This is a genomic window from Streptomyces sp. NPDC005402 (assembly GCF_040606575.1).
Classification (GTDB): domain Bacteria; phylum Actinomycetota; class Actinomycetes; order Streptomycetales; family Streptomycetaceae; genus Streptomyces.
The window spans coordinates 408211-423162 of the sequence record NZ_JBEXFB010000007.1; the positions used below are offsets into that span (position 1 = coordinate 408211).

A 14952-nucleotide genomic window follows, 5' to 3' on the forward strand; every position below is an offset into this window, starting at 1 on the left:
GCTCCCCGTCCGGCGCACCTCCCCCCACCAGCCGAGCCCCGTCAGCGCGAGGGTCAGCGCCACTCCGGCCAGGACGGCGCTGGACGGCACCGTCACCTCGAGCAGGGCCCCGGCGAGCGAACCCGTGGCCGCGTAACCCGCGCCGGCCGCCGCGTACATCACGGAGTAGCCGGCCGCCAACGCACGGGGAGGAAGCGCCTCACGCAGGGCGAGGTTGCGGGTGAGCAGCGCGCCCGACTGGAGCAGGCCGCCCACGGCGAGCGCGGCCGCGATCCCGGCGATGTTCGGTATCAGCGCGATGAGGGTGACGCACACCGAGGTGCCGCACATCAGCACGACACTGCGGGTGCGCAGCAGACCGGGCCAGGTGCGCAGGCCGTAGAGGAACGCCCCGAGTCCGGCGCCCACCGCCAGCCCGGTCAGCAGCGGTCCTGACCAGCCGACGCCGATGCCCCGCTGTTCGAGCAGGGCGGGCAGGACGAGTTCGGCGAGGCCCAGCAGGCTGAGGCTGGCCGCGCCCATGACGTACACCGGCCAGGCGGCGAGCAGCAGGCGGGGCAACGACCCGCCTGCCCACGCCCCGCCGCCCGAGTCGTCCACCTTCCAGCCGGCCGGGAGCAGCCACAGCCCCGCGACCGACGCCGCCATCAGCGTGGCGGCCAGCAACAGCGGGACGCGCGGCGCGACTTGGAGGGCGAGGCCGGTGACGGCGGCCGGGGAGACGGCCCAGATGACGGAGTTGAGCATCGACTCGGTGGACAGCGCCTGGGCCACGGCCCGCTCCGGGACCAGTTCGGTGAGCAGTGCGCGCAGCCCGCCGGTCACGGCGGCGGGGGCGGCCCCGGCGATGACCGCGAAGGCGCCCAGAAGCAGGGGGTGCGCGTCGGGCAGGAGTCCGAGGCCCGCGAATCCGGCCGCGCCGACCGCCAGCCCCACCGCCAGATGGGGCCGGGGCCGCTCGGGCCGCAGCCGCATCCCGAGCACCGGGGCGCCGACGATCTCGCCGATCACATAGGCCGCCGCGAGCACCGCCCCGAGCGCATACCCTCCTGGTCTCTCGCGCACCAGGAAGACGAGGGCCAGCGGAGCCATCGCCACCGGCATACGGGCGCCGACGGACGTGCAGGCCCAGACCAGGACCTGTGGGGAGGCGACGTCACGGTAGGTCATGCGTCGAAGTTAGGGCCCGGCACCGACAACGCCCCAAGGGTTTTCCAGGGCCTGTGGAAAACCTCGCACCCCGCGCTAGAACGTCAGCACCCCCCGAGCCACCCGTCCCGCCTCCGCGTCCGCCACCGCCTTCTCGAAGTCCTGGACCGGGTAGGTCTCCGTGACCAGTTCGTCGAGGAAGAGCCGTCCCTGCCGGTAGAGGTCCGCGTACAGCGGGATGTCCCGTTGCGGTCGCGAGGAGCCGTAGCGGCAGCCGAGGATGGCCTTGTCGAGGAACATCGAGGAGACGACGAAGGACGCCTCCGCGCCCGCCGCCGGAACTCCCAGCAGGACCGCCTGGCCGTGCCGGTCCAGCAGGTCGACGGCGGCACGGACGAGTTCGACCCGGCCGACGCACTCGAAGGCGTGGTCCACCCCGTGCGGCAGCAGTTCCCGCACGCCGTCCGTCGAGGTCAGAAAGTCCGTGGCCCCGAACTGCCGGGCCACCGCCTCCTTCGCCGGGTTGGCGTCCACCGCCACGATCCGTGACGCTCCGGCGATCCGCGCGCCCTGGATGACGTTGAGCCCGATGCCCCCCGTCCCGATGACCAGCACGCTCTCCCCCCGGTCCACCCGGGCCCGGTTGAGCACGGCTCCCACCCCGGTCAGCACCCCGCACCCGATGAGCGCGGCGGACGGCAGCGGGATGTCCTTCGGGATCCGCACCGCCTGCACGGCCTTCACCACGGTCCGTTCCGCGAAGGCGGAGTTGCAGGCGAACTGGAACACCCGCTCCCCGCCGCGCGAGAAGGGCCGCTGGGGCCGTCCGATGGCCTTGCGGCACATGGTCGGCCGCCCCCGGTCGCAGTCGGCGCAGGCACCGCAGTTGGCGAGCGTGGACAGCGCCACGTGGTCACCGGGCCCGACATGCGTGACCCCCTCCCCCACCGCCTCCACCACACCCGCGCCCTCATGCCCCAGCACCACCGGGACCGGGAACGGAATGGTCCCGTCCACGACGGACAGGTCGCTGTGGCACAGCCCGGCCGCCGAGATCGCGACCTGTACCTCGCCCGGCCCCGGATCCCGCACCTCCAGATCGTCGACGACCTGGACCTGCCTCCCGTCGAACAGCACGCCGCGCATCAGACGACCCCCTTGGGTTCCCTGGGCAGACCGAGCACGCGCTCGGCGATGATGGTGCGCTGGACCTGGTCCGAGCCGCCGTAGATGGTGTCGGCCCGCGAGAACAGGAACAGATGCTGCAGCTCGTCGAGTTCGTACGGCGCGGAAGAGGACCATTCCCGAGGCCCTACCGTGGCCTGCTCCCCCCGCACGAGCATCGCCAGCTCCCCGAGCCGCTGATGCCAGCCCGCCCACAGCAGCTTGGCCACACTGGCGGCCCCGGCATCCCCCGAACCCCCCAGCGTCCGCAGGGAGTTCCACCGCATGGTCAGCAGCTCGGCCCACTGCCGCACGAGCAGCGCGCGGACGACCGGATCGGCGACCGCGCCCGTACGTACGGCGGCCTGCACCACCCGGGTCAACTCCTGGGCGAACCCGACCTGCTGGGCCAGCGTGGACACCCCGCGCTCGAACCCCAACAGACTCATCGCCACCCGCCAGCCCTGCCCCGCGCCCCCGACGACATGCTCCGCACGCGCGTGTGCCCCGTCGAAGAAGACCTCGTTGAACTCACTGGTCCCGGTCATCTGCCGAATGGGCCGCACCTCGATGCGCCCCGGCTGGTCCATGGGAACGAGGAGAAAGGTCAGCCCGTGATGCCGACGGGACTCCGGGTCGGTCCGGGCCAGGACGAAGCACCAGTCCGCCTCGTGAGCGAGGGACGTCCAGATCTTCTGCCCGCTGATCCGGTACGTCCCGTCCCCGGCACGCGTGGCCCTGGTCCGCACCCCGGCGAGGTCGGACCCCGCCCCGGGTTCGCTGTACCCCTGACACCACAGCTCCTCCCCGGCGGCGACGGGAGGAAGAAACCGCGCCTTCTGCTCGTCGGTGCCGTGCGCGAGGAGGGTCGGCGCGAGGAGCTTCTCCCCGATGTGCCCGGACCGCGCCGGCGCCCCCGACCGCGCGTACTCCTCCGCCCAGACCACTTGCTGGGTAAGCGTGGCCGTCCGATTCCCGTATCCGGACTCACCCCAACCCAGCCCGATCCACCCGGACTTCCCGAGGGTCCGTTCCCAGGTACGACGGTCCTGCGAGCCATCAGCATGGGTGGAGAGCCATTCCCGCACCTCGGAACGGAACCCCTCATCCTCGTCACCGAATCCAAAGTCCACGAACGTCTCCTCTCCACACCGGCCCCGGTATCCCACCCAGGGGCGCGGGGCTCTGCGCGACCAGCCACGAACAACCCGCAGCCGCCCCACAACAAGAACCCCCGACCCACTAGGCGCCCGGCCCCGAAAGCAACGGCATCGGATCCACCCCCACCGACCCCGGCAAGAACTCCGCGATCGACTGGGGCGTCCACCCGCCGGAGGCGTACGCGGCGCGCAACTCCCGAGGCTGCGCCCACACCGCGATCTTCGCCCCCGCCACGGTGTACACCTGCCCGGTGATCTCCCGGGCGCGCTCGGACAGCAGATAGACCACCATGGCGGCCACGTCCTCCGGCTCCCCGATCTCCGTCAGCTCGAACGGAACGTTCGCCGACATCCGCGTACGGGCGACCGGCGCCACCGCGTTCGCGGTCACCCCGTACTTGTGCATCCCGAGCGCCGCACTCCGCACCAGCGAAATGATCCCGCCCTTCGCCGCGCTGTAATTCGCCTGCGAAACCGACCCCTGGTGATTTCCGCTGGTGAACCCGATCAGCGTTCCCGCCCGCTGCTGCCGCATCACGGCGGAAGCCGCCCGAAAGACGGTGAAGGTCCCCTTCAGATGGGTCGCGAGAACCGGATCCCACTCCTCCTCGGACATGTTGAACAACATCCGCTCACGAAGTATCCCGGCCACGCAGACAACACCGTCGAGCCGCCCGAACGAGGACAGCGCGGTATCGACGACCCGCTGCCCGCCCGCCATCGTCGAGATGTCGTCGGCCACGGCGACGGCCTCGCCGCCGGCCGCCTCGATCTCCTTGACCACACCCGAGGCGACGTCGCTCGCGGGAGAGGCCCCGTCCACGGAGACGCCGTAGTCGTTGACGACGACCCGCGCCCCTTCGGCGGCAGCCGCCAGTGCGACCGCCCGCCCGATCCCCCGTCCCGCGCCGGTCACGGCGACGACCCTGCCTGCCAAGAAGTTCCCCACGCCCGGCCCCTTCCCGCGGTTTCTGACGGACCGTTAGATTTTATGACCCGTCAGATGTGCGGACACAAGCCCCGGGGAGGGCCCGATGTCACTTCCGGCCGCGTTCCACGACATCGCCAAGCGCGTGAACAACTGGGGCCGTTGGGGAGCCGACGACGAGATCGGCACCCTGAACCTGATCACCGACGAGGTCGTCCGCGAGGCCGCCGCGACCGTCCGCACGGGCCGCCGCGTCCCCGTCGCCCTCCCTCTCAGGCAGGACGGTGTGCAGACCGGGATGATGCCGGGCCGGGTGAACCCGCTGCACGCGATGGTGCAGATCAACCAGGAGATCTTCGGTCCGGGGACGGTCGCGTGCAGCGACGACGCGGTGACCATGGGCCTGCAGGCGGCCACCCACTGGGACGCGCTCACCCATGTCTCGCACTCCGGCATGCTCTACAACGGCCGCCCGGCCGGCACCATCACCCCGCACGGCGGCGCCGAGTTCGGCGGTATCGACAAGGCGCGGTACGTCGTCTCGCGCGGGGTGCTGCTCGACGTGGCCCGCGCCCGGGGCGTGGACCGGCTCGACGGAGCCCACGCCGTGACCCCCGAGGACCTGGAGGCCGCCGAGGAACTCGCGGGCACGCGGGTGCGCGCCGGGGACGTCGTGCTCGTACGGACCGGGCAGATCCAGGTGTATCTCGCCGGCGACAGGGAGGCGTACGCCTATCCGTCGCCGGGTCTGTCGGTGCGCACCCCGGAGTGGTTCCACGCGCGCGATGTGGCCGCGGTCGCCAACGACACGCTCACGTTCGAGATCTTCCCGCCCGAGATCGAGGACCTGTGGCTGCCGGTGCACGCGCTGGACCTGGTGGAGATGGGGATGCTCCAGGGCCAGAACTGGAACCTGGAAGAGTTGTCCACAGCCTGTGGAGAAACCGGCCGGTACGCGTTCCTGCTGTCGGCGATGCCCGAGCCGTTCGTCGGCGGTACCGGAACGCCCGTGGCCCCGGTGGCCGTTCTGTGAGGAGGTCGGCCGGCGGCGCGCAGGTCCGCCCCGAGCACGGCATCGCGCGCCGCCGTCATCGACTTCCTTCCGCCCTGAGGAAATCGACACCGCGTCACGATCCGCACTCGTCGAGGGCTTCCGTCACCGAAACCCTCGGCGTCCCCTCGCGGCGAATCGCTGACCACCAGCGTCATCAACCGAACACGTTGCGTCAACACCCGCACGGGGATTTATTACTTACGACCCATTTGCCACGACCGCGCACGGATGCACGTCCCGGCGCACCGCCCCGCACCGAGGAAGGGGTGAGGGCGATCCCTGCGACCGTGCGCCGGTCACACCGCCTCGAACGCCAGCCCCTCGTAGGCCGAGGCCTCGATGCCGTAGGCCTCCGTGCTTTTCCGCGGCCGCTCGCAGCGGTCGAGTTCGCACCAGATGCTCTTGCCCGCGCCTTCGGGGCTCCAGCCCCAGCGGTCCGCGAGCCCGTCGACAAGCGCCAGGCCGCGACCGCCGGTCGCGTCACCGTCCACGCAGCGCGGCACCGGGGCCCGGCCGCTGCGGTCGGCGACCTCCAGGCGGACGGGGGCCGACTCCGCCTCGGCACCCGGCAGGGACAGCCGCAGGACGGCCGGACGGCCGGTGTGCACCACGGCATTGGTGACCAGTTCGGACACGAGCAGGATCAGGATCTCGGCGAGTGACTCGTCGACCCCTGTCCCGGATACGGCGAGCCGAGAACGGGCCCACCGCCGGGCTCGCCCCACTTCCGCGGGGTCGGGCCGGATCTCCAGCTGCACTTGAAGCACCTGCACCGCTCACACCATCCGAACCGGCGGGCACATGGCCTCGCGCCTCACGAGGGCCACGATCGTAGCCATTTTTTGCATGACCAGAACAATGACCAAAGCCGGGATCACAGAACGTGAATCCCTTACAGGACAGCATGGTTGACCTACAGTCACGCCAACAAGCGCTTCGGGCATATTCCAGCGCGAAGGATTACCCGTGCGAGATACTGTGCGACGCTCGCCGCGGAGAGTCGAACAGGCGGTGGACACAGCCCTTTCCGCCCTGCGAGCAGCGGCGCGCATCGCCGGGTCCGGGGCCGCCTCATCGGCAACACCGGCATGGCTCATGCTCGGAACCACTCGCATCTCACACAAGGTACCCGAGCGGGCCGCCGACTCCAGGACGTGACGAGTCACACATAGGACACAACCCGATATCAACGCTCCGTGATTCCGGTATGCCACAATCCGCGACATCCGCTCCGGACGCGCGGGAGACCGGGCAGGCCGCGGGCACCTCAGGCCAACAGATCGACGGCGAGCAACTCCTCACTCTCCGCACCGCCGCCGCACCGCCGGCCCCGCACCCAGGCCCGCTTCAGATGCAGCTGCACCTCGCACTCCCAGGTGAAGCCCATCCCGCCGTGCACCTGGATGCAGTCCCGGGCACCCTGCTCGGCCGCCTCGTCGGCCAGCAGCCGGGCCGCGGCGATGTCCACCGGGTCCGCGGTCACGGCGGCCGCGTACACCGCGGCCCGGGCCGTCTCCGCCCGCACCAGCATCCGCGCGCACAGATGCTTGACCGCCTGGAAGGCCCCGATCGGCTGCCCGAACTGCTCCCGCGTCCGAGCGTGTTGCACGGCCAGCTCACATGTGCGCGTGGCCGTGCCCAGCTGCTCGGCGGCGGTGAGGAGGACGGCGACGGGATCGGCGGTGGCCCCTGACACCCCGGGCACCCGATGCAACGGTGTCAGCGGATCCACCGACGTCAGGGGTACGGCCCCGGCGACCTCCCCGCGCACGACGTCAGCCGCGTCCAGCCACTCCACGAGCCCGTCCCGGTCGACGTCCGCCACGACGACCTCGCCCTCGGCCGCCCCCTCCACCACACCCGCCGCGAGATGGGTGGCCACCAGGGGCCCCGGCAACAGGACCCGCCCGGCCTCCTCGAAGACCAACACGGCCTCCGGCAACCCCAGTCCGACTCCCCCGTCCGCCTCGGGCACCCGCAGCGCAAAGAACCCGGCGGCCCCCAACTCCCGCCACAGCACCCGATCCAGCCCGGGTGCGTCCACGGCAGCGCGCAGTGCCTCGCCGTCGAACCGGCGAGCGAACAACTCCCGCACGGCAACCTGCAAGGCCCGCTGATCAACAGACAGTTGAAACCGCATGTCACAGCCCCTTCTCGACGCAGGCTGCGGTGGCCGACCTAGGGGCGCGGGGAACTGCGCGACCAGCCACAACGAACCCGCAACCGGCACTCAACCGCTACCGCCCCTTCGGCAGCCCGAGAAGCCGCTCGGCCACGATGTTGCGCTGAATCTGCGAGGTCCCGGCCGCGATCGTGTACGACAACGAGGACAACCGGTCCAGCACCCAGGGCTGTTCGAGGTCCAGCGACTCCGCTCCCAGAACCTCCGCCGCCGCGTCGTACAGCTCCTGCCGCGCATGCGAGTACCGGAGTTTGAAGACAGAACCCCCCACCCCCGGCACCCCACCACTCGCCTGGGCCTCGCTCACGTTCCACTGCGTGAGCCGCCACAGCGCCCGGAACTCCGCGTTGAGCCGCCCCAGCCGTCGCCGCAGCACGGGATCGTCCCAGCACCCGTTCTCCCGTGCCGCCTGGGCCAGTTCACCCAGCACCCGCCGGCAGGCGACCACCTCGCCCACAAAGGCGGTCCCGCGCTCGAAGGACAACGTCACCATGGTCACGCGCCAGCCGTCGTTCTCCTCCCCCACCCGGTTCGCCACCGGCACCCGTACCTCGTCGAGGAAGACCTCGGCGAACTCGGCGGACCCGGCGAGCGTCCGCAGGGGGCGCACCTCCACACCGGGCGCGGACATGGGCATGGCCAGCCAGCTGATCCCGCGATGTTTCGGCGCCGCCGGATCCGTGCGCACCAACAGCTCGCACCAGTCGGCGACTTCGGCGTGCGAGGTCCAGATCTTGGACCCGCTCACCACATAGTCGTCACCGTCCCTGCGGGCGCGCGTGCGGAGCGAGGCGAGGTCGCTCCCGGCGTCCGGTTCGCTGAACCCCTGGCACCAGACCTGCTCACCGCGCAGGATCGGCGGCAGCCAGCGTTCCCGCTGTTCAGGCGTGCCCTCGGCGGCGATCGTCGGGCCCGCGTGGAGCAGTCCGACGAACCCGGCGCCCACATAGGGCGCGCCCGCGGTCTCCGTCTCCTCCAGGAAGATCAGCCGCGTGGTGGGCGACGCGTCCCAGTGCACGTGCGCGTACCCGGCGTCGTGGAGCATGCGCTGCCAGCCGAGGTCGTACGCCCTGCGTCCGGGCCAGTCCTGCGGGGACGGCTTCGGTGGCAGCGTGGGGAGCACCTTGGCGAGCCACTCGCGCAGCCGCGCCCGGAACTCCTCCTCTTCCGGCGTGTAGGCGAGATCCATGACGGCACTCCCTGTCCGCCATATCTGATAACCCGTCAGATACAGCTCGTGCACGAAGGCTAGGTCGCGCACCCCTGGACCGGCAAGGCGTCGAGCCCTACGCTCTGCCCACGATCTGACTATCCGTCAGCTCTGTTGCTGCACAAGGGGGCCGCCGTGACCGACACCGCCCACGCGCTCAGTGCGTCCCGCACCCTCTGGGAGCTGGCCGCCCGCCGCGCCGACCTGAGCCCCGACCGCCCGGTCCTCCTCCAGGACGAGCGCACCCTCACCTTCGGCGAGCTACGCGCGCGTGCGGAGCGGGTCGCGGCCGGCCTGTACGACATGGGCGTGCGTCCCGGCACGGTCGTCGCCTGGCAGCTGCCCACCCGTATCGAGACGGCCCTGCTTTCCTTCGCGCTGGCCCGCCTGGGTGCCGTGCAGTCGCCGGTCATCCCCTTCTACCGGGACCGCGAAGTCGGTTTCGCGCTACGGGAGTCGAAGGCGGAGTTCTTCGCGGTACCGGGCGTCTGGCGCGGCTTCGACCACACGGAGATGGCGCGGCGGCTCGGCGCCAAGGGGATCTTCGAGGCGTACGACGATCTCCCGGACGGCGACCCGGCCGTCCTCCCCGCCCCGCCCGCCGACGGCACCTCCGTCCGGTGGATCTACTGGACCTCGGGGACCACCTCCGACCCCAAGGGCGTGCTGCACACGGACCGTTCACTGATCGCGGGCGGCTCCTGCCTCGCGCACGCGCTGCGCCTCACGGCCGACGACGTCGGGTCGATGGCCTTCCCGTACGCGCACATCGCCGGCCCGGACTACACCGTCATGCTGCTGCTGTACGGCTTCCCCGCGGTGATGTTCGAGCAGTTCGCGCTGCCGGACGCCCTGGAGGGCTACCGCCGGCACGGGGTGACGGTGGCGGGCGGTTCGACGGCGTTCTACTCGATGTTCCTCACCGAGCAGCGCAAGCAACCGGGAGAGCGGATCATCCCGACGCTGCGACTGCTCGCCGGGGGCGGGGCGCCCAAGCCGCCGGAGGTCTACCACGCCGTCGTAGGCGAGCTGGGGGTGCAGCTCACGCACGGGTACGGCATGACCGAGGTGCCGATGATCACCATGGGGGCGCCGGACGACACGGTGGAGAACCTGGCGACGACCGAGGGGCGGCCGCCGGAGGGGATGTTTGTGCGGATCGTGGACGGGGAGGTGCGGCTGAAGGGGGAGGCGGTGTGTCAGGGATATCTGGATCCGGCGCAGACGGCGGAGGCCTTCGACGAGGAGGGCTTTCTGCGCACCGGTGACCTCGGGCATCTCACCGACACCGGCCACCTGGTGCTCACCGGACGGCTCAAGGACGTGATCATCCGCAAGGGCGAGAACATCTCGGCGAAGGAGATCGAGGACCTGCTGGCCGCGCATCCGGCCGTCGGGGACGTGGCGGTGATCGGGCTGCCGGACGCCGAGCGCGGGGAACGCGTGTGTGCCGTGGTCGAGCAGCCCGATGGGGCCGAGGAGTTGACCCTGGACGCCGTGACCGGCCATCTGCGCGCGGCTGGGCTGTCGACGCACAAGCTGCCGGAGCAGCTGGAGGTCGTGGACGCCCTTCCGCGCAACGAGACCCTGCGCAAGGTCCTGAAGTACAAGCTCAGGGAGCGCTACTCGGGGACGGTGAAGTAACGAGCGAAGGCGGGCACGATCTCGGCCTCGCCGACCTTGCCGTCGCCGTCGGTGTCCAGGCCGGCCGCGGCGGCCTGCGCGATGTCCTCGCCGACGCCCAGGATGCGCAGCACGCGCGCGGTGTCCGCGACGGTGGCACGTCCGTCGCCGTCCTGGTCGGCGACGGCGATCGCCGCGTGCAGGAAGGGGCGGGCGATCTCGGCGAACCGGTCCGGGTTGTCGCGCAGCCGCTTGAGCGCGCCGTTCACGAACTCGTCGCGAGTGATCCGCTGGTCGCCGTCCCGGTCGGCGATCCCGGCCATGCCCTGCCAGAACGCCTCCGCGCCGACGTACAGCGCCTGTCCCTTGTCGGAGCGTGCCGCGGTACCGAACTCCGTGAGCAGCGCCTTGGCCGCCACGTTGAAGTCCTCGCGGTCGATGTAGCCGTTGCCGTCCTGGTCGAAGGTGGCGAACCGGTCGGCGATCCTGCGCTCGTACTCGCTGCTGACCATGTCTTTTCGGGCCGCCTCACATCACATCGGGTGCATCTCGCACGGAGCGTACGACGCGGGCGGCGCCCCGGGGGCCGGAAGGCGGCGCTTGTGCCAGGACCGGGGAAATTTCGGGACAACGGTGTGGCAGTCGGGGTGCCCCAGGTCACAGCCGTGCGTACAGAAGGGCTTACGGGTCCACGGGCCCGGTGCTCGGGCTCGTTGGACGGGCTCGGTGTACGGGCTCAGGCGGACAGTGGTCCCGCCTCCTCGTCGGTCGCCGAGTCCAGGTCCGGGTGGACCTCGAACAGGCGGCGGACGCCGAGCGCGCCGAGGACGCGGTTGACGTGGGAGCCGTCGGCGGCGCCCTGCGCCGGGAGGATCAGCCGCAGTTCGCCCTGGCAGGAGCGGATCAGGCGGCGGGAGGCGATGAGGACGCCGACGCCGCTGGAATCGCAGAAGTACACCTCGGAGAGGTCGAGGACGAGACTGTGGCGGCCCTCGGCCACCGCGTCGTGGACCCGCTGGCGGAGCGCCGGCGAGGTCACCAGGTCCAGCTCGCCCGACACACTGAGCACGGTCCACTCGCCCTGCTCGTCGCCGGTCACATTGAACGCCACCACCATGCCCTTCATTCGCCGGAAAGCAAACGGAAGCCTTTCCTACGCTTCCTTGCAGCGTGGCTGCCCAGCGGCCGTTCCCTGAAACACAGAGCGAGAAACAGAAATCGTTCGAAAGAGGCTTGTTTTAGTCGGCTTCGATCCTGTTCGATCGAGTCTGATCAATGAGTGCACGGGAGGGGAAGGTCCACTACCACCTGAGGCCCTTCGGGGGGCGCGCATTGGAACAAAGGGGCGTGCGCTGTCGGAGGTGCCGACTACATTCGAGGAGACGGTCGGCGCAGGCTTGACCCGGACACTGCCAGGGGTGAGGGGGCCGCATGGCGAAGAAGGACGCACCGCCCCGCTGGGACCGCAAGATGCAACAGCGGCTCGCACGCGGTGAGGCGGCCGCCCTCGGCGAGCTCTACGACCGTTTCGCTTCACTCGTGCACGGCCTCGCCCACCGGGTCCTCGGAGACGAGCGCGCCGCCGACGGCATCACCCGGGACGTCTTCGTCCACGTCTGGCAGCACCCCGAGTCCTACGACCCCCAACAGGGCCCGCTGCGCTCCTGGGTCGCCGGGCTGACCCACCGCCTGGCCGTGCAGCGGCTGCGCGCCACCGAGACCGCCGCGCTCACCCGGGCCGGCGAGGGCTCCGCCGACGAGCTGGAGCGCAAGGTGCGCCGCGCCTCGGTCGCCGCCCGCGCCGACTACATCGTCCAGTCCATGCCCACCCCGCTGCGGGCCGCCCTGGAGCTGGCGTACTTCCAGCGCCGCGACTACCGCCAGGCGGCCGCCGACCTCAGCATCACCGAGGACGAGGCCCGCCGCCGCCTCCGCCTGGGCCTCCAGCTCCTGTCCACGGCGCACGACACCGGAGCGCCCGGGGCTCCCCCGGGATACGGAGGCATGGCGTGAGCGGCACAGGCGATTTCGAGGCGTACGACGAGCAGGACGGGGGTGCCGGGGAATCCGGGGGCCCCGAGAACACAGGTGGCCCCGGGAACGACGACACCCCCGGCGATACGGGCGGCGGCACCGGCGGACCGGGCGACCCCGGCGCGGGTGACGCAAGCCCGGGCTCGGGCGGCCCGGCCGACCCCGGTGACAGCGAGGGCGGCGGCACCGACCCCGGCCACCCGCCCCGCATACCCCTCCCCCGGGCCTCCGTCGAGGACACCGGCCTGCCGCTGCCCGCGCTGGACGAGGCGGCCCCGCCCGCTCCCCTGGTCCTGGAGCACCGTGTGCTGACGTCGCTGCTCGGGGCATGGGCGCTGGCCGCGTGTTCCGCGGAGGAGACGGCCGCCGTGGAGGACCACCTCGGCGTCTGCGGTTCCTGCGCCGAGGAGGCCCTGCGGCTGCGCGGCGCGGTGGGTCTGCTGCAGCGGCCGGAGAGCCTCGACCTGGACCCCGGCCTGCGCACCCGCGTCCTCGACGGCTGCCTCGACCGGCGCCCGCCCCGCATCCCGATTCCCGACTGGGCAACGCCGTACGACGCCGAGGCCGCCCGTCTCGACGCCCTGCTGCAGGACTTCGGCGACGCCGAGTGGCACGCCCCGGTCCGGCTGCGCTGGTTCGACGCCGACGAGACCACGAGCCGCCGTACGACGGTCGCCGGGGTCATGGCCCACCTGTTGTCGGTCGACGGTCTCGTCGCGGTCGCCCTGGGCCTGGACGACCCGTTGGGCGAGGCCGTCGCGGACGCGCCCACGCCGTCGGGCCGCACCGAGGCGTACTGGCGCGCGTCGCACTTCCCGCCGACCCGCTCGGTCCGGACTCCCTGGCGCGAGCAGAGCCACGACCTCGTCCGCACGGTGTCCTTCACCGGCGGCACCGCCGGCAGACTCGAGGTCGCCTACGGCGACTTCACGCTCCCCCTGCACGACGCGATGCTGGACCGCGCCTTCGAGTGCTGGGTCCACGCCGAGGACATCGCGGAGGCGGTCGACTACCCCTACAACCCCCCGTCCCCCCGCCACCTCAACCGCATGATCGACCTGGCGGCGCGGATGCTGCCCGCGGTGCTGGCGCAGCGGCGGCAGAAGGGGTTGACGTCACCGACCCACGGCCGGCATCTGGTGAGCGCCGGAGGCCCCGGCCGCACCCTGCGTCTGGAAATCGAGGGACTCGGTGGCGGCGAATGGCTGATCCCGCTCGACTCCCCGGCGGCGGTGGGTTCGGCGGAGCACGAGGTGGCGCATGTGGCGCTGGACGGCGTGGAGTTCTGCCAGCTGGCGGCCGGCCACGTGTCTCCTGCGGAGGCTGCGGCGGGGCAGGTGGGTGATCGTGAGGCGATCAGGGATGTGCTGTTCGCCGCGGCGAGCCTGAGCCGCATGTAGGTGGAGGCTGGTTGGGGGTTGGTGGGCGGCTGCGGGCGGTGGGTGGTTGCTCGCGCAGTTCCCCGCGCCCCTTGAGCAGGTGCAGTGGACCTGCCTTCAGGGGCGCGGGGAACTGCGCGAACAGCCCCCACGCACCCGCGGCCGCCCGACGCTCCTAGGCGAACACGACCGTCCGCCGCCCGTTCAGCAGAATCCTGCGCTCGGCGTGCCACTTCACGGCCCGCGCCAGCGCCTGGCACTCCACATCCCGCCCGATCGCCACGAGCTGGTCCGGAGTGACGCCGTGCCCCACCCGCTCGACCTCCTGCTCGATGATCGGCCCCTCGTCGAGGTCCGCGGTCACGTAGTGCGCCGTCGCCCCGATCAGCTTGACCCCCCGCGCATGAGCCTGGTGATACGGCTTCGCGCCCTTGAAGCTCGGCAGGAACGAGTGGTGGATGTTGATGATCCTGCCGCTGAGCTGCTTGCACAGGTCGTCGGAGAGCACCTGCATGTACCGGGCGAGCACGACGAGTTCGACGTCCTGCTCCCGCACCAGCTCAAGGAGCCGCGCCTCCGCCTCGGCCTTGTTCTCCCGCGTCACCGGAATGTGGTGGAAGGGAACGTCGTACGACCCCACGAGCTCCGCGAAGTCGGTGTGGTTGGAGACGACGGCGGCGATCTCGACCGGCAGTGCGCCGATGCGCGCGCGGAAGAGCAGGTCGTTCAGGCAGTGCCCGAACTTGCTGACCATCAGCACGACCCGCATCTTGTCCTCGGCCCGGTTGATCTGCCAGTCCATGTGGAAGGAGTCACCGATCGCCGCGAACGACGCCCGCAGCTTGTCCACCGTCACCGGAGCCTCGGCCGAGAAGTGGACGCGCATGAAGAACAGACCCGTGTCGTGGTCGCCGAACTGCTGGCTGTCCTCGATGTTGCAGCCGGTCATGAAGAGGTAGCTCGACACGGCGTGCACGATGCCCTGCTTGTCGGGGCAGGACAGGGTCAGGACGTACTGGTCGGCCAGGGCCTCGGCTCGGGGGGACTGCTCGTTCATGCAGGACAGGGT

Annotated in this window: 13 protein-coding genes and 1 pseudogene; 4 read left to right on the plus strand and 10 right to left on the minus strand. The window is 71.2% G+C overall.

The genetic code is table 11. The features are described from left to right. Nucleotides 1-12: 12 nt before the first annotated feature. From ABZT02_RS16830 to ABZT02_RS16845, 4 genes and pseudogenes are all read right to left on the minus strand, one after another. Nucleotides 13-1170 (minus strand): annotated as a pseudogene (locus ABZT02_RS16830) (MFS transporter); the annotation flags it as partial. Nucleotides 1171-1245: 75 nt separating this feature from the next. Further along, on the minus strand, nt 1246-2295 hold the full coding sequence (locus tag ABZT02_RS16835) for a Zn-dependent alcohol dehydrogenase (RefSeq protein WP_356018570.1): 1050 nt from the start codon (nt 2293-2295) through the stop codon (nt 1246-1248). Next, nucleotides 2295-3446: an acyl-CoA dehydrogenase family protein gene (locus ABZT02_RS16840; RefSeq protein WP_356018571.1), complete on the minus strand. Its 1152-nt coding sequence runs from the start codon at nt 3444-3446 to the stop codon at nt 2295-2297. Before ABZT02_RS16840 ends, ABZT02_RS16835 begins: the two co-directional genes overlap by 1 nt. A gap of 109 nt (nt 3447-3555) precedes the next feature. Beyond that, on the minus strand, nt 3556-4422 hold the full coding sequence (locus tag ABZT02_RS16845; RefSeq protein ID WP_356018572.1) for an SDR family oxidoreductase: 867 nt from the start codon (nt 4420-4422) through the stop codon (nt 3556-3558). Between the two features lie 85 nt (nt 4423-4507). On the opposite strand from ABZT02_RS16845, the gene ABZT02_RS16850 reads away from it, so the two are divergent. Beyond that, nucleotides 4508-5434: a cyclase family protein gene (locus ABZT02_RS16850; protein WP_356018573.1), complete on the plus strand. Its 927-nt coding sequence runs from the start codon at nt 4508-4510 to the stop codon at nt 5432-5434. Nucleotides 5435-5751: 317 nt separating this feature from the next. On the opposite strand, the gene ABZT02_RS16855 is transcribed toward ABZT02_RS16850, so the two are convergent. The 3 genes from ABZT02_RS16855 to ABZT02_RS16865 form a co-directional block, all read right to left on the minus strand. After that, nucleotides 5752-6213, minus strand: a complete 462-nt coding sequence (locus tag ABZT02_RS16855; protein ID WP_356018652.1) for an ATP-binding protein — start codon at nt 6211-6213, stop codon at nt 5752-5754. A 509-nt stretch (nt 6214-6722) separates the two neighbouring features. Beyond that, nucleotides 6723-7595 carry an acyl-CoA dehydrogenase family protein gene (locus ABZT02_RS16860; RefSeq protein ID WP_356018574.1) on the minus strand — a complete coding sequence of 291 codons (873 nt, stop codon included), beginning with the start codon at nt 7593-7595 and terminating at the stop codon, nt 6723-6725. Between the two features lie 97 nt (nt 7596-7692). Next, nucleotides 7693-8826: an acyl-CoA dehydrogenase family protein gene (locus tag ABZT02_RS16865; protein ID WP_356018576.1), complete on the minus strand. Its 1134-nt coding sequence runs from the start codon at nt 8824-8826 to the stop codon at nt 7693-7695. 156 nt (nt 8827-8982) lie between these two features. On the opposite strand from ABZT02_RS16865, the gene ABZT02_RS16870 reads away from it, so the two are divergent. Beyond that, nucleotides 8983-10491, plus strand: a complete 1509-nt coding sequence (locus ABZT02_RS16870) for an AMP-binding protein (protein ID WP_356018577.1) — start codon at nt 8983-8985, stop codon at nt 10489-10491. Here ABZT02_RS16870 and ABZT02_RS16875 read toward each other — a convergent pair. Both ABZT02_RS16875 and ABZT02_RS16880 read right to left on the minus strand, forming a co-directional pair. Then, nucleotides 10470-10982, minus strand: a complete 513-nt coding sequence (locus ABZT02_RS16875; RefSeq protein WP_356018578.1) for an EF-hand domain-containing protein — start codon at nt 10980-10982, stop codon at nt 10470-10472. The genes ABZT02_RS16870 and ABZT02_RS16875 overlap by 22 nt on opposite strands. Nucleotides 10983-11206: 224 nt before the next feature. Next, nucleotides 11207-11587 carry an STAS domain-containing protein gene (locus tag ABZT02_RS16880; RefSeq protein ID WP_356018653.1) on the minus strand — a complete coding sequence of 127 codons (381 nt, stop codon included), beginning with the start codon at nt 11585-11587 and terminating at the stop codon, nt 11207-11209. A gap of 314 nt (nt 11588-11901) precedes the next feature. Here ABZT02_RS16880 and ABZT02_RS16885 point away from each other — a divergent pair, with 314 nt between their 5' ends. Then, nucleotides 11902-12483 (plus strand): sigma-70 family RNA polymerase sigma factor, encoded by a 582-nt coding sequence (locus tag ABZT02_RS16885; RefSeq protein WP_356018579.1) that lies wholly within the window; start codon nt 11902-11904, stop codon nt 12481-12483. After that, nucleotides 12480-13904, plus strand: a complete 1425-nt coding sequence (locus ABZT02_RS16890) for a maleylpyruvate isomerase N-terminal domain-containing protein (protein WP_356018580.1) — start codon at nt 12480-12482, stop codon at nt 13902-13904. Before ABZT02_RS16885 ends, ABZT02_RS16890 begins: the two co-directional genes overlap by 4 nt. A 154-nt stretch (nt 13905-14058) precedes the next feature. Here ABZT02_RS16890 and purU read toward each other — a convergent pair whose 3' ends face one another. Beyond that, the gene (gene purU / locus ABZT02_RS16895; RefSeq protein WP_356018581.1) at nt 14059-14940 is read right to left on the minus strand and encodes a formyltetrahydrofolate deformylase; all 882 of its coding nucleotides are present in this window, start codon (nt 14938-14940) and stop codon (nt 14059-14061) included. Nucleotides 14941-14952: the final 12 nt, after the last annotated feature.

What these genes read in the sequence shown, in the direction of transcription:
- ABZT02_RS16850 (WP_356018573.1), top strand. Translation starts at nt 4,508, where the DNA reads ATGTCACTTCCGGCCGCGTTCCACGACATCGCCAAGCGCGTGAACAAC.
- ABZT02_RS16865 (WP_356018576.1), bottom strand. Translation starts at nt 8,826, where the DNA reads ATGGATCTCGCCTACACGCCGGAAGAGGAGGAGTTCCGGGCGCGGCTG.
- ABZT02_RS16860 (WP_356018574.1), bottom strand. Translation starts at nt 7,595, where the DNA reads ATGCGGTTTCAACTGTCTGTTGATCAGCGGGCCTTGCAGGTTGCCGTG.
- ABZT02_RS16880 (WP_356018653.1), bottom strand. Translation starts at nt 11,587, where the DNA reads ATGGTGGTGGCGTTCAATGTGACCGGCGACGAGCAGGGCGAGTGGACC.
- ABZT02_RS16875 (WP_356018578.1), bottom strand. Translation starts at nt 10,982, where the DNA reads ATGGTCAGCAGCGAGTACGAGCGCAGGATCGCCGACCGGTTCGCCACC.
- purU (WP_356018581.1), bottom strand. Translation starts at nt 14,940, where the DNA reads ATGAACGAGCAGTCCCCCCGAGCCGAGGCCCTGGCCGACCAGTACGTC.
- ABZT02_RS16885 (WP_356018579.1), top strand. Translation starts at nt 11,902, where the DNA reads ATGGCGAAGAAGGACGCACCGCCCCGCTGGGACCGCAAGATGCAACAG.
- ABZT02_RS16835 (WP_356018570.1), bottom strand. Translation starts at nt 2,295, where the DNA reads ATGCGCGGCGTGCTGTTCGACGGGAGGCAGGTCCAGGTCGTCGACGAT.